Source organism: Micromonospora sp. URMC 106 (assembly GCF_051386395.1).
In the GTDB taxonomy this organism is placed as follows: Bacteria; Actinomycetota; Actinomycetes; order Mycobacteriales; family Micromonosporaceae; genus Micromonospora.
In genome coordinates this window covers 29,022-42,593 of sequence record NZ_JBPQTP010000054.1, presented here as the reverse complement: position 1 = coordinate 42,593, position 13,572 = coordinate 29,022, and the positions used below count along the sequence as shown (strand labels likewise).

Genomic DNA, 13,572 nt, shown 5'->3' with positions numbered 1-13,572 from the left:
CGTGGGGGCTGGGCGGGATAGGGTCGGGGGTTGATGAGCGCGACGATGATCGTCAAGGGGCTGGCCGCGGGGCACGGGGACCGGGCGCTGTTCGCCGGGCTGGACCTGGTGGTCGCGCCCGGGGACGTGGTGGGGCTGGTCGGGCCGAACGGCGCCGGCAAGTCGACGCTGCTGCGTACCCTCGCCGGGTTGCTGCCGGTGGAGGCCGGGAGCATCGCGCTCAGCCCGCCCACGGCGAGCGTCGGGCACCTGCCGCAGGAGCCCGAGCGACGCGCCGGCGAGACCGTCCGGGACTTCCTGGCCCGGCGCACCGGGGTCACCGCCGCGCAGGCCGCCCTCGACGCGGCGACCACCGCGCTCACCGACGGCAGGCCCGGCGCGGACGACGACTACGCCGACGCGCTGGAGCGCTGGCTCGGCCTGGGCGGGGCGGACCTGGAGGAGCGCGCCGAGCAGGTCGCCGCCGAACTGGGTCTCACGGTCGACCTGGACCACCCGATGACCGGGCTCTCCGGCGGCCAGGCAGCCCGGGCCGGGCTCGCCTCGCTGCTGCTCAGCCGCTACGACGTCTTCCTCCTCGACGAGCCGACCAACGACCTGGACCTGGCCGGGCTGGCGCGGCTGGAGGAGTTCGTCACCGGGCTGCGCGCCGGCACGGTGCTGGTCAGCCACGACCGCGAGTTCCTCGCCCGCACGGTGACCCGGGTGCTGGAGCTGGACCTGCACCAGCAGCAGGTCCGGCACTACGGCGGCGGCTACGCGGGCTACCTGGAGGAGCGCGAGGTGGCCCGCCGGCACGCCCGCGAGGAGTACGAGGAGTACGCCGACACCCGGTCGGCGCTGGAGGCGCGCGCCCGCACCCAGCGGGCCTGGATGGAGAAGGGCGTCAAGAACGCCCGCCGCAAGGCCACCGACAACGACAAGATCGGCCGCAAGTTCCGCGCCGAGGCGACCGAGAAGCAGGCGGCCAAGGCCAAGCAGACCGAGCGGCTGATCGAGCGGCTGGAGGTGGTCGAGGAGCCGCGCAAGGAGTGGGAGCTGCGGATGGAGATCGCCGCCGCGCCCCGCGCCGGCGCCGTCGTGGCCTCGCTGCGGGACGCAGTCGTACGCCGGGGCGGCTTCACCCTCGGCCCGGTGACCCTCCAGGTCGACTGGGCGGACCGGGTGGCGGTGACCGGGGCGAACGGCTCCGGCAAGTCCACCCTGCTCGCCGCCCTGCTGGGCCGGCTTCCCCTCGACTCCGGGCACGCCGCGCTCGGCCCGGGCGTGGTGGTCGGCGAGGTGGACCAGGCCCGCGGGCTCTTCCTCGGCGACGTGCCCCTGATCGACGCGTTCCGCGCCGCCGTACCGGACCTGCCGCCGGCGGACGCGCGGACGCTGCTGGCCAAGTTCGGCCTGCGCGCGGCGCACGTGCTGCGGCCGGCGGCGACCCTGTCGCCGGGCGAGCGGACCCGGGCCGCGCTCGCGCTGCTCCAGGGGCGCGGGGTGAACCTGCTGGTGCTGGACGAACCGACGAACCACCTGGACCTGCCGGCCATCGAGCAGCTCGAGTCGGCCCTGGCGAGCTACCCGGGCACGCTGCTGCTGGTCACCCACGACCGGCGGATGCTCGACGCGGTGGCGACCAACCGGCGGCTGCGCGTCGACGCCGGACGGATCGCCGAGGATTGATCCGTGCCGACCCGCTCGCGGCGGGTGACAATGACTCCATGCTCAAGTGGGAGTACGCGCTGCTGGTCCGCCGCCGCCAGGCGGCCACCAACGACATCGGCTGGGAGGTCGTCTTCGTCTGGTACGGCCCGGACGGCTCCATGGTCGACGTGACGCCCTACGGCGACACCGCGCTGGCCCACCTGAACCGGGCCGGTGACCAGGGCTGGGAGTTGGTCGCGATGAGCGAGGACCCGTCCCTGCCCGGCAACAACGAACTGCACCGCTACCACCTGAAGCGGCCCAAGCCGGCCGCCCCGCCGCCCCGGCAGCGGATGCGCGGCGGTCGCCCCCGGCGGACGATCAGCGGCTGACCGCCGTCCCGGCGCCACCCGCGACGGGCAGCGCCGGCTCGCGGTACGGCGCGGGGCATACCGGGCGCGGATCCGGGTATCGGCCCGCGGGAGGTGGGCCCGGATGGTCGCGCTGGCACAGACCCCGCCCTCGGCCGAGCGGCTGCGGGCGATCGACGTATTCCTCGCCGAGGCGTGGGCCGACGAGGCCCGGCACGACGACCGACTGCGCGACCTCGCGGTGGAGGTGCGCTTCGACCGGGGGGTCGCCCACCTGAGCGGCGAGGTCGCCGAGCAGTCCGACCTGCGCCTGGTCCGGGACCGGGTGGGCCGGCTCGCCGGGGTGTTCGGCGTCTGGTGCCGGGTACGCGTCGCCGGGCGCGACCCGGTGGTGGTCGACCTGGGCTGCGGCGCCACCAAGCAGTGGCCGGGCAACCTGGGGCTGGACATCTTCCCCGCCCCCGGGGTGGACGCCGTGGCGGACCTCTCCGGCTCGCTGCCGCTGGCCGACGACTCGGTGGACGTGCTCTTCGCGGTGCACATCCTGGAGCACCTGGTCGACTTCCTGCCGCTGGTCGACGAGTGCCACCGGGTGCTCCGGCCGGGCGGCGTGCTGCACGTGATGAGCCCGTGGTGGCGGCACGTGAACGCGGTCGCCGATCCCACCCACGTCCGGCTGCTCGACGTGCAGACGGTCAAGGGGATCTGCCTCCAGCGCCCGCCGGGCACCCCGCGCTGGTATCCGCTGCACGTCGGCTGCGACGGGGCCTCGATCTTCGCCGACCTCACCCCGCTCGCCCCGGACGCGGACGGCCCCGCCCCCGCCCACCTGGCCCGCTTCTTCGACTGACCCGTCCCACCCGGCGGAACGCGCGTCCGGGCGAGCACGTGCGCCGGCCGGTGACGCTCCTCGGCGCAGCCGGGCGTCCGGGGTACGCACGTCCGCCGGCCGGTGACGCTTACGGAGCCGGCGGGCGTCAGCGACCCAGGGTGCTCTCGCGGGGCGTCAGGCGCCAGGGGGCGGAGAGTTCCCGGGGCGGCGCGGCGCGGTCGCCGTCGATGCGGCCGGCCAGCAGTTCCACGGCCAGCCGGGCGATGCGTTCCTTGTCGGGGGCGATGGTGCTCAGCGTCGGCACGGAGAAGCGGCCGTCCTCGATGTCGTCGAAGCCGGCCACCGCGACGTCCTCGGGGACCCGCAGGCCCGCCTCGTGCAGGGCGCGCAGGGCGCCCAGGGCGAGGGTGTCGTTGAAGCAGAAGACCGCGTCGGGGCGTACGCCGGAGGCCAGCAGCGCGCGCATCGCGGCGGCGCCGTCCGCGCGGTGCCAGGCCGACGCGGGCGCCACCAGCCGCTCGTCGTAGGCGATGCCGGCGTCGGCGAGCGCGGCGGTGTAGCCGGCGAGCCGGAGCCGGGCGCTGGCCCCCTCCGGGGTGCGCTGCGAGCCGACGGCGGCGATCCGGCGGCGGCCGAGCCCGAGCAGGTGGGCGGTGAGTTCCCGGGCGGCGCCCACGTTGTCGATGCCGACGTGGTCGGCGGGGCCGTGGTCGACCCGCTCGCCGAGCAGCACCATCGGGGTGCCGTCGAGCCCGGTCAGGTCCTCCGCGGTGAGCGCCAGCGGGCTGAAGATCAACCCGTCGATGAGGTGCTCGGTGATGCCGGAGGCGACCACCCGCTCCTGCTCGTGGCCGCCGCCGGTCTGGTCGATGAGCACCGTCCAGCCCAGCTCGGCCGCGGCCGTGACGACGTGCCGGGCCAGCTCGGCGAAGTAGGGGATGTCCAGCTCGGGCACGGCCAGCGCGATCACGCCGGTGCGCCCCTTGCGCAGGTTGCGGGCGGAGAGGTTGGGCCGGTAGTTCAGCTCGGCGATGGCCTCCTCGACCCGGGCCCGGGTGTCGGGGCGGACGTGCACGTAGCCGTTGACCACGTTGGAGACGGTCTTGACCGAGACGCCGGCCCGCTCCGCCACGTCCTTGAGTCTGTGTCGCACCGCGCCACCTCCCCCCATGACTGCGCACTTTACCGCGTGGCCAGGTCTTTACAACGTTGCTTACAACGTTGTAGAAACCAGGGATACCGGGTGACCACGGTCACTCGGTCACCGGTGACGAGGAAAGGTGGCACCCCCTTGCGGACCGCGCAGCTCACGATCGACCCGGCCTTCGCGATCGGACCGGCCGACCGGCGCCTCTTCGGCTCGTTCGTCGAGCACATGGGCCGCTGCGTCTACGGCGGGATCTACGAGCCCGGGCACCCGAGCGCGGATCCGCGCGGGCTGCGCGGGGACGTGCTGGAGCTGACCCGGGAGCTGGGCGTGTCGGTCGTCCGCTACCCCGGCGGCAACTTCGTCTCCGGCTATCGCTGGGAGGACGGCGTCGGCCCGGTCGGCGACCGTCCCCGCCGCCTCGACCTGGCCTGGAAGACGATCGAGACCAACGCCTTCGGGCTGGACGAGTTCATGACCTGGGCCGCCACGGCCGGGGTGGAGCCGATGATGGCCGTCAACCTCGGCACCCGGGGCGTGCAGGAGGCCTGCGACCTGCTCGAATACACCAACCACCCGGGCGGGACCCAACTGTCCGACCTGCGCCGCAAGCACGGCGCCGAGGAGCCGTACGGGGTGCGGCTCTGGTGCCTGGGCAACGAGTTGGACGGCCCGTGGCAGGTCGGCCACAAGACCGCCGACGAGTACGGCCGGCTGGCCGCCGAGACCGCCCGCGCGATGAAGATGATCGACCCCTCGATCAGCCTGGTCGCCTGCGGCAGCTCCAACCGGCGGATGCCCACGTTCGCCTCCTGGGAGGCGACCGTCCTGGAGCACACCTACGAGCACGTCGACTACATCTCCGCGCACACCTACTACGACCCGTCCGACGGCGACCAGGCCAGCATCCTGGCCTCCGCCGTCGACATGGACAACTTCATCCGGGACGTGGTCGCCACGGCCGACCACGTGGCGGCGAAGCGGCGGGACCGACGCAAGCTCAAGATCTCCTTCGACGAGTGGAACGTCTGGTACGAGTCCCGGCTGAAGGCCGACCTGGACCGGCGCGGCTGGGTGGAGGCCCCGGCGCTGATCGAGGACGACTTCACCGCGGTCGACGCGGTGGTGGTGGGCGACCTGCTGATCACCCTGCTCCGGCACGCCGACCGGGTCGGCGTGGCCTGTCAGGCGCAGCTCGCCAACGTGATCGCCCCGATCCGCACCCGCACCGGCGGGCCGGCCTGGCGGCAGAGCATCTTCCACCCGTTCGCGCTGACCGCCCGGCACGCCCGGGGCACGGTGCTGCGCACGGAGCCGGTCGGCCCCAGCTACGAGACGAAGAGGTACGGCGAGGTCCCGGTGCTCGACACGGTCGCCGTGCACGACGAGGAGACGGGCGAGCTGACGGTCTTCGCGGTCAACCGGGGCTCGGACGACCTGGCGCTGGGGCTCGACCTGCGCGGCCTGGCAGGACTGTCCGGTCAATCCCACCTGAGCCTCGCCGCCGGGGACGACCCGACGGCGACGAACACCGAGGCCGAGCCCGACCGGGTGACGCCCCGGCAGTTGCCCACCCCCACCACCGACGGCGGCCGGTGCTCCGTGCGCCTGCCGGCCGTCTCCTGGAACGTGCTGCGCTTCTCCCCCGTCGGTGGCTGACACCGCACCGGCCCTGGGCAGGCACAATTCATCCCGTCCCCCAAGGAGTGAAATCCGCATGATGCAGAACGAAATGAGCCGGCGGCGCCTGCTCGGCCTCGGCCTCGGGCTCGGCGCCGCGGCCTCGCTGACCCTGGCCGGTTGCGGCGGCGACGACGACAGCTCGGGCCCGGCGGCCGGCAACGGCGGCAAGGACTACACCGGCCCGAAGGTGGACCTGAAGCTGTGGAACGGGTTCACCGGCGGCGACGGCGACATCTTCAAGGCGCTGGTGAACCAGTTCAACACCGAGCACCAGAACATCGCCGTCTCGATCGCCACGTACCAGTGGGAGGACTACTACAACAAGCTCCCCGGCGCCGCCTCCAGCGGCAGCGGCCCGGACATCGCGGTCATGCACATGGACCAGCTCGCCACCTTCGCCGCCCGCGGCGTGATCACGGAGCTGGACGACGTGGCCAAGGCCCTGGAGCTCTCCGAGGGCGACTTCGCCCCCACCGTCTGGAAGGGCGGGCTCTACAACTCCAAGCGGTACGGCATCCCGCTGGACATGCACCCCCTCGGCTTCTACTACAACAAGGGGGTCATGCAGAAGGCCGGGCTCGACCCGAACAAGCCGCCGACGACGAAGGACGAGTACACCGCCGCGCTGACCGAGCTGAAGAAGTCCGGGGTGCAGGGCTTCTGGGTCAGCCCGTTCCAGTTCACCGGCGGCATGACCTTCTACTCCCTGCTGCACCAGTGGGGCGGCAGCGTGTTCGACGCCGAGGCCACCAAGGCCACCTTCAACTCGGACCAGGCCGTCGAGGCGTGCACCTGGCTGACCGACCTGATCAAGCAGGGCCACTCCCCGGCCAACGTCGGCCAGGACGCCGACTACCTGGCCTTCAAGAGCGGCAAGAACGCCTTCAACTGGAACGGCATCTGGCAGGTCAACGACCTGAAGAAGAGCCCGGAGGTCCAGTGGGGTGTCGCGCCGTTGCCGCAGATCGGCAGCCAGCCGGCCGCCTGGGCCAACTCGCACAACTTCACCATCGTCAAGCAGCGGGCCAACGACGCCAACAAGGTCTCGGCGGCGAAGGTCTTCATCAACTGGCTCAGCCAGCACTCGCTGGACTGGGCCAAGGGCGGCCAGGTGCCGGCCCGCAAGACGGTCCGGGAGAGCGCCGAGTTCAAGGCGCTGGCCGAGGTCAACGCGCTCGCCCCGGAGCTGGAGTACGCCGCCTTCCCGCCGGCGGCCCCCGGCCTCGGCGAGGTCATGACGACGTTCTACAACTCGTTCAACGAGGCGGCGCTGGGCAAGAAGTCGCCGAAGCAGGCGCTGGACGACGGGGTGGCCAAGGCCAACAAGCAGCTGGAGGACAACCGCAAGAAGTACGGGAGCTGAGTTCCCGTGGCGGACGTGATCGAGGTCGGGGCGGCGCGCGGTGACGCGCCGCCCCCGGCGGCCGGCGCTGCCCGCCGGGGCACCTCGGCGGGCCGGACGGGGCGGCTGACGCCGTACCTCTTCCTGGCCCCGTACCTGGTCCTGTTCGGGGTCTTCGGCCTGCTGCCGATCCTGCTCGGGCTCTGGCTCAGCGTGCACCAGTGGGACTTCCAGTTGCCCAACCGGCCCTTCGTCGGGCTGGACAACTACCAGGAGCTGTTCTCCAGCGACTCGGCCGTCTACGGCGACTGGTGGCAGAGCGTCCGGGCGACGGCGATCTTCACCGTCTTCTCGGTGCCGCTGCTGGTGGTCGTCCCGCTCGGGCTGGCGCTGCTGCTGAACCGCTCGTTCCCCGGCCGGACCTTCTTCCGGGCGATCTACTTCGCGCCGTACGTGCTGGGTGTCGCGGTGATCGGCCTGCTCTGGCGCTTCCTGCTCGACGCCAACCTGGGCCTGGTGAACCGGCTCGCCGGCATGGTCGGGCTGCCGGCCGACACCCCGTGGGTGACGGACGTGCCGTGGGCCTGGGTGTCGCTGGTCGGGGTGACCGTCTGGTGGACCTCCGGCTTCAACGCCGTGATCTACCTGGCCGGGCTCCAGGACATCCCGCAGGAGCTGTACGAGGCGGCCAAGGTGGACGGCGCGACCGCCTGGGAACGGTTCCGGCACGTCACGCTCCCCGGGCTGCGTCCGGTGCTGCTGTTCGTGATCACCACGACCGTGCTCGCCTCCGCGAACGTGTTCGGACAGTCGTTCCTGATCACCCAGGGCGCGCCGGGCACGGAGACCCGCACGGTGGTCTGGTTCATCGTCGAGGAGGGGCTGCGGGACAACGACGCCGGCCGCGCCGCCGCGATGAGCATCGTGTTCGCCCTGATGCTGGCGGTGGTGAGCATCGCCAACTTCCGCCTCTTCCGCTACCGGGAAGACTGAGGGGACCGCCATGACGACGCCCACGCGCACCCCCGCGCCGACCCGCGCCGGCGCCCCGGCCGCCCGCCGCGGCCCGGCCACCGGGCTGCGCCGGACCGCGCTCTACGCCACCCTGGTCGCCCTCTCCCTGGTCTTCCTGATGCCGCTGGTGTGGATGGTCATCACCTCGCTGAAGACCTACACCGGGGCCCAGCAGATCCCGCCGACCTGGCTGCCGGATCCGATCTCCGGGTACGGCTACGAACAGATCCTGAACAACTCGGCCAACCCCGTGCTGCGCTGGTTCACCAACAGCATGCTGGCCGCCACGGCGCACGCGCTGCTGGTGCTGGCGACCGCCTCGATGGCCGCGTACGCCCTGGCGCGGATGCGGTTCCGCGGCCGCGGGGTGCTCTTCGCGCTGATCGTCGGGACGCTGTTCATCCCGCCGACCTCGCTGATCATCCCGAACTTCCTGATCGTCGACGAGCTGAACTGGATCGACACCCTGGCCGTGGTGATCGTTCCCGGTGCGGCGAGCGCGTTCGGGGTGTTCTTCCTGCGGCAGTTCTTCCTCTCCCTGCCCCGGGAGCTGGAGGAGGCCGCGGTGCTGGACGGCGCCAACCAGTGGCAGATCTTCTGGAAGGTGGTGCTGCCGCTGTCCAGGCCGGCGCTGGCCACCCTGGCGGTGCTGTCGTTCCTGACCAACTGGAACGACTTCCTCTGGCCGATCTTCGTGCTGTTCAGCCCGGAGACGCTCACCCTGCCGCCGGGCCTGGGCCTGCTCCAGGGCTCCTACGTCACCGACTACCCGGTGATCATGGCGGGGGCGGTGTTGGCCAGCGTGCCGGTGCTGATCCTCTTCGTGCTCGCCCAGCGGCACATCATCCAGGGCGTCTCCCGCAGCGGCCTGAAGGGATGACGGCCGGGACGACCCGGCGACGAGGCGCGGCGGCGGTGCTCGCCGCCGCGCTGCTCGCCGCCGGTTGCGGTGGTGGCGAAGACCCTTCGAGCACGGGAGACGACGCGAGCATGTTCACCAACCCGGTCGTACGCACCGACGCGCCCGACCCGCAGGCCATCCGGGTCGGCGACACCTGGTACCTCTTCCACACCAACGCCGGTGGCCGCAACGTCCCGGTGCTCACCTCCCCCGACCTGGTCGACTGGACGCCGGTCGGCGACGCGCTGCCGGAGCTGCCGGCGTGGGCGGAGGCCGGGAAGAACTGGGCGCCGGAGGTGATCGAGCTGGCCCCGGACCGGTTCCTGCTCTACTACACCGTCGCGGGGCGGGAGTCCGGGCGGCAGTGCGTCGGCCGGGCGGTCGCCGACGCCCCGCAGGGGCCGTACCGGGACGACTCGACCGCCCCGCTGATCTGCCAGGCGGAACTGGGCGGGGCGATCGACGCCAGCCCCTTCCGGGACACCGACGGCAGCCTCTGGCTGCTGTGGAAGAACGACGGCAACGCCATCGGGGTGGACACCTGGATCTGGTCGCAGCGCCTCTCCGACGACGGGCTGCGTCTGGTCGGCGAGCCGACGAAGCTGCTGAAGCAGACCGAGCCGTGGGAGGGCGTTCTCGTCGAGGGGCCGTTCTTCCACCGGCACGACGGGAAGCTGTTCCTGTTCTTCGCCGCCAACGCCTACGACCGCGCCGAGTACGCCGAGGGCTACGCGGTCTGCGAGTCGCCGACCGGGCCGTGCGTGAAGGCCCCGGAGAACCCGATCCTGAAGACCAACGAGGTGGCCTCGGGGCCGGGGCACGCCTCGATGGTGGTCAAGGACGGACGCACCTGGCTGCTCTACCACGCCTGGCCGCCCGGCCAGGAGGGCACCGTCGACCCGGGCCGCCAGGTCTGGCTCGACGAGGTCGTCTGGACCGACGGCAGGCCGGTGGTCAAGGGCCCGACGGGGAAGCCCCAGCCCCGCCCCTGACGCGGGGCTCCGAGCCGGAAGCGCCGACGACGCGGCACCCGCCGACGGGTGCCGCGTCGTCGCGTACCCGGGAACGAAGCCGGACCGGGTCGCGGCGGGCGACCGCCCGGGTTCCGGGGAGCCCGCCCCGAGATCAGACGGAAGCAGGCTCGGCAGCCCGCTCCTCGACCGACGGGGAACGCTGGGCGAGACGGTTCTTCCGGTAGCCGTAGCCGAAGTAGATCAGCACGCCGACCAGCATCCACGCGCCGAACCGCAGCCAGGTCTCCACCGACAGGTTCAGCATCAGGTAGAGGCAGGCCAGCGCCGACACGATCGGCAGCACCGGGGAGAACGGCACCCGGAACGGCCGGTCCAGGTCCGGGCGCCTGCGCCGCAGGATCGGCACCGCGACCGAGACCAGCACGAACGCCGCGAGCGTGCCGATGCTGACCAGATCGGCCAGCGCCGACAGCGGCAGGAATCCCGCGAGCAGCGCGACCGCCACCGTCATGACCGCCGAGATCCGGTACGGGGTGCCCCAGCGCGGGTGCACCCTGGCGATCGACGGCGGGATCAGCCCGTCCCGGCTGATGGCGAAGCCGATCCGGCCCATGGCCACCAGGTCGACGAGGATCACGCTGGTCAGGCCGGCGACGGCGGCGATGGAGACCAGGACGCCGGCCCAGTCCGCGCCGGCCGCCTCGAACGCCGCCGCGATGGGGGCGCCCCGGTCGATCTCGTTGTACGGCACCATGCCCACCACGACCAGCGAGACGCCGACGTACAGCACGGTGGAGATCAGCAGCGTGCCGAGCAGGCCGAGGGTGAGGTCCCGGCGGGGCCGCTTCGTCTCCTCGCCGAGGTTGGCCACCGCCTCGAAGCCGGTGTACGCGAAGAAGACCACCGCTGCGGCGCTGAGCACCCCGACGAAGCCGAAGACCGAGGGCTCCAGCCCGAAGAGGGCCTGTGTGACGGGCTGCTTGATGCCGTCCTCGCCGCCGTCGGCGGGCTGCGCCGGCGGGATGAACGGGGTGAGGTTCGCCGCCTTCACGAGGAACAGGCCGGCGATCACGATGAAGACGCAGATGGCGACCTTGACCAGCACCAGCAGGTTGGTGACCCGGGCGGACTCGCGGATGCCCACGATCGCCACGACGCCGAGCAGCAGCACGATGCCGATGGCCCCGACGTTGACGACGCTGCCCTCCTCGCCGAACCAGGCGGTGGGCAGGCCGACGAGTTCGGCGAGGTAGCCGGACCAGCCGCGGGCCACCACCGCCGCGCCGAGGGCGAACTCCAGCAGCAGGTCCCAGCCGATGATCCAGGCGGCGATCTCGCCCATGGTCGCGTACGCGTAGGTGTAGGCGCTGCCGGCGGTCGGCACGCTGGACGCCAGTTCGGCGTAGCAGAGGGCGGCGAGCAGGGCGACCAGGCCGGCGATGCCGAACGAGATCACCACGCCCGGCCCGGCGCTGTCCCGGGCCTCGATGCCCGTGAGGGTGAAGATGCCGGTGCCGATCACGATGCCGATGCCGAAGCCGGTGAGGTCGCGGGCGCCGAGTCGCCGCTTCAGGCCGGGGCCGCCGTCGGTGCCGTCCGCCGCGCCCTGGGCTATCACTTCCTTGATCGGCTTGGTACGCAGCATGGACACCGCGCGCTCACCCCTCCCACCGCCCGGACCGCCCCCGCGGCGGCCGGTGACCGGCGATGCTACCCAGGGCGGACCCTCCCCAACCGCCACTTCTCCGCCCATTAGGGTCACGACCCGGCGTGTGCGTACGGTCACTGTCGGCGCGGGTGAGCCCGGCCACACGGCGGAGCCGAACCCGACGGACGGACCGATCCCGCGCAGACCCTTGCGCCGGACCCGGGAGGTGTGAAAATTTCCTACCAAGCGGCAGATAGCCGACGGCGAATCTTGCCGGTAGCGCCGCGATGAACCCCTGACACGGGAGCCCCAACGAAGGGACACACCGCATGAAGGCAACTCGGCTCGGAGCCGCCGGGCTGGCCGCCGCACTGCTCGGCGCACTCGTCGCCGCCACCCCCGCGAGCGCGGCGCCCGACGCGGCCACCACCGCCTCCACCACCACCTGCGTCACCGACCCGGCCACGCCGAAGCGGCAGTTCCGGGCCATGTGGATCTCCTCGGTCGTCAACATCGACTGGCCGACCAAGGCGTCCCAGACCGCACCCGACCGCATCGCCACGCAGAAGGCCGAATACCGTTCGCTGCTCGGCCTCGCCGAGCGGCTCAACCACAACGCCGTGGTCGTCCAGGTCCGGCCGACCGCCGACGCGTTCTGGCCGTCGCCGCACGAGCCCTGGTCGGAGTACCTGACCGGGGTCCGGGGCGAGAACCCGGGCTGGGACCCGCTGGCCTTCCTGGTCGCCGAGGCCCACGAGCGGAACCTGGAGTTCCACGCCTGGTTCAACCCGTACCGCATCTCCATGCCCGCCCCGGGCGGCGCCGGCGCCGACATCAGCAAGCTGGCGCCCAACCACCCGGCGCGGGAGCACCCGGAGTGGACCTTCGCGTACCCGCCGGCCGGCGTCGCCGGCAGCCGGCTCTACTACAACCCCGGCGTCCCCGAGGTCCGCGAGTTCGTCCAGACCGCGATGATGGACGCGGTCAAGCGGTACGACGTCGACGGCGTGCACTTCGACGACTACTTCTACCCCTACCCGAGCGGCACCCACCAGGTGCCCGACGACGCCACCTTCGCGGCGCACAACCGGGGCTTCACCAACAAGGCCGACTGGCGGCGGGACAACATCAACCTGCTGATCCAGGAGATGAACGCCAAGATCAAGGCCGAGAAGCCGTGGGTGAAGTTCGGGGTCAGCCCGTTCGGCATCTGGCGCAACCAGTCGGTCGACCCGCTGGGCTCGGACACCACCGGCAGCCAGTCGTACGACATCATCTCCGCCGACACCCGCAAGTGGGTCAAGGAGGAGTGGATCGACTACATCGTGCCGCAGCTCTACTGGTACATCGGCCAGTACCCGGCCGCCGACTACGCCCGGCTGGTGCCGTGGTGGGCGGACGTGGTCAAGGGCACCCGGGTGCAGCTCTACATCGGGCAGGCCGACTACAAGAGCGGTGATCCGGCCTACGGCTCGTTCTGGATGGACCCGCGCGAGCTGTCCGACCACCTGACGCTCAACCGGGCGCACCCCGAGGTGCTGGGCAACGTCCACTTCTCGGCCGTGCAGGTCCGGGCCAACCGGCTCGGCGCGACCGACATCTACGCCGCCGAGCACTACTCGCGGCCGGCGCTGATCCCGACCATGCCGCACCTGCCGTCGAAGCCGCTGCTCATGCCGGTGGTCACCAAGGCCGCGCGGCAGGACGACGGGGTCCGGCTGAACTGGCTCCAGCCGGCCGACGGCGCGGGCCCGCTCGGCACCGCCACGTCGTACGCGATCTACCGCTTCGACGGGGTCGGCCTGGCCGACCGGTGCGACTTCGCCGACGCGGCGCACCTGGTCGACACGGTCCGCGCCGACGCCGACAACCGGACCCAGTCCTGGGTGGACACCACGGCCGAGGCCGGCAAGCGGTACACCTACTACGTGACCGCGCTCGACCGGCTCGCGAACGAGAGCCCGGCCAGCCCGCCGGCGTTCGTCCGCTGACGTCCCACCGGATGCCCCGGGTGCCGCTGGCACCCGG

At 72.2% G+C, this 13,572-nt stretch carries 11 protein-coding genes; 9 read left to right on the top strand and 2 right to left on the bottom strand.

Annotated features, from left to right (window positions below; all coding sequences use genetic code 11):
* The first annotated feature begins 33 nt into the window (after positions 1-33).
* The 3 genes from ACSNOB_RS18055 (at position 34) to ACSNOB_RS18045 (ending at position 2,853) form a co-directional block, all read left to right on the top strand.
* Positions 34-1,671, top strand: coding sequence for an ABC-F family ATP-binding cassette domain-containing protein (locus ACSNOB_RS18055; protein ID WP_436687715.1), 1,638 nt, complete (start codon positions 34-36; stop codon positions 1,669-1,671).
* Between the two features lie 38 nt (positions 1,672-1,709).
* Entirely contained in the window at positions 1,710-2,024 is a 315-nt protein-coding gene (locus ACSNOB_RS18050; protein ID WP_393105842.1) for a hypothetical protein, read from the top strand.
* A 103-nt stretch (positions 2,025-2,127) separates the two neighbouring features.
* Entirely contained in the window at positions 2,128-2,853 is a 726-nt protein-coding gene (locus tag ACSNOB_RS18045; RefSeq protein ID WP_436687714.1) for a methyltransferase domain-containing protein, read from the top strand.
* 127 nt (positions 2,854-2,980) lie between these two features.
* Here ACSNOB_RS18045 and ACSNOB_RS18040 read toward each other — a convergent pair whose 3' ends face one another.
* Positions 2,981-3,988 (bottom strand): LacI family DNA-binding transcriptional regulator, encoded by a 1,008-nt coding sequence (locus tag ACSNOB_RS18040; RefSeq protein WP_436687713.1) that lies wholly within the window; start codon positions 3,986-3,988, stop codon positions 2,981-2,983.
* A 138-nt stretch (positions 3,989-4,126) separates the two neighbouring features.
* On the opposite strand from ACSNOB_RS18040, the gene ACSNOB_RS18035 reads away from it, so the two are divergent.
* Genes ACSNOB_RS18035 through ACSNOB_RS18015 form a run of 5 tightly spaced genes read left to right on the top strand, consistent with a single transcriptional unit; the run spans position 4,127 to position 9,914 of the window.
* A complete protein-coding gene (locus ACSNOB_RS18035) occupies positions 4,127-5,641 on the top strand; it encodes an alpha-N-arabinofuranosidase (protein WP_436687712.1) in 1,515 nt (504 codons plus the stop codon).
* 58 nt (positions 5,642-5,699) lie between these two features.
* The gene (locus ACSNOB_RS18030; RefSeq protein ID WP_436687711.1) at positions 5,700-7,028 is read left to right on the top strand and encodes an ABC transporter substrate-binding protein; all 1,329 of its coding nucleotides are present in this window, start codon (positions 5,700-5,702) and stop codon (positions 7,026-7,028) included.
* Positions 7,029-7,034: 6 nt separating this feature from the next.
* On the top strand, positions 7,035-8,000 hold the full coding sequence (locus ACSNOB_RS18025) for a carbohydrate ABC transporter permease (protein ID WP_393105851.1): 966 nt from the start codon (positions 7,035-7,037) through the stop codon (positions 7,998-8,000).
* 10 nt (positions 8,001-8,010) lie between these two features.
* Positions 8,011-8,901, top strand: a complete 891-nt coding sequence (locus ACSNOB_RS18020) for a carbohydrate ABC transporter permease (RefSeq protein WP_436687710.1) — start codon at positions 8,011-8,013, stop codon at positions 8,899-8,901.
* A complete protein-coding gene (locus ACSNOB_RS18015; RefSeq protein ID WP_436687709.1) occupies positions 8,898-9,914 on the top strand; it encodes a glycoside hydrolase family 43 protein in 1,017 nt (338 codons plus the stop codon). The genes ACSNOB_RS18020 and ACSNOB_RS18015 overlap by 4 nt, the downstream gene beginning before the upstream one ends.
* Positions 9,915-10,047: 133 nt before the next feature.
* Here ACSNOB_RS18015 and ACSNOB_RS18010 read toward each other — a convergent pair whose 3' ends face one another.
* Complete coding sequence (locus tag ACSNOB_RS18010; RefSeq protein WP_436687717.1) at positions 10,048-11,541, bottom strand: amino acid permease; 1,494 nt, start codon at positions 11,539-11,541, stop codon at positions 10,048-10,050.
* Between the two features lie 332 nt (positions 11,542-11,873).
* Here ACSNOB_RS18010 and ACSNOB_RS18005 point away from each other — a divergent pair, with 332 nt between their 5' ends.
* Positions 11,874-13,535, top strand: coding sequence for a glycoside hydrolase family 10 protein (locus ACSNOB_RS18005; RefSeq protein ID WP_436687708.1), 1,662 nt, complete (start codon positions 11,874-11,876; stop codon positions 13,533-13,535).
* Positions 13,536-13,572 lie beyond the last annotated feature (37 nt).

Coding starts and splice junctions, on each gene's coding strand:
- ACSNOB_RS18055 (WP_436687715.1), top strand. CDS start 34: ATGAGCGCGACGATGATCGTCAAGGGGCTGGCCGCGGGGCACGGGGAC.
- ACSNOB_RS18050 (WP_393105842.1), top strand. CDS start 1,710: ATGCTCAAGTGGGAGTACGCGCTGCTGGTCCGCCGCCGCCAGGCGGCC.
- ACSNOB_RS18045 (WP_436687714.1), top strand. CDS start 2,128: ATGGTCGCGCTGGCACAGACCCCGCCCTCGGCCGAGCGGCTGCGGGCG.
- ACSNOB_RS18030 (WP_436687711.1), top strand. CDS start 5,700: ATGATGCAGAACGAAATGAGCCGGCGGCGCCTGCTCGGCCTCGGCCTC.
- ACSNOB_RS18020 (WP_436687710.1), top strand. CDS start 8,011: ATGACGACGCCCACGCGCACCCCCGCGCCGACCCGCGCCGGCGCCCCG.
- ACSNOB_RS18015 (WP_436687709.1), top strand. CDS start 8,898: ATGACGGCCGGGACGACCCGGCGACGAGGCGCGGCGGCGGTGCTCGCC.
- ACSNOB_RS18010 (WP_436687717.1), bottom strand. CDS start 11,541: ATGCTGCGTACCAAGCCGATCAAGGAAGTGATAGCCCAGGGCGCGGCG.
- ACSNOB_RS18005 (WP_436687708.1), top strand. CDS start 11,874: ATGAAGGCAACTCGGCTCGGAGCCGCCGGGCTGGCCGCCGCACTGCTC.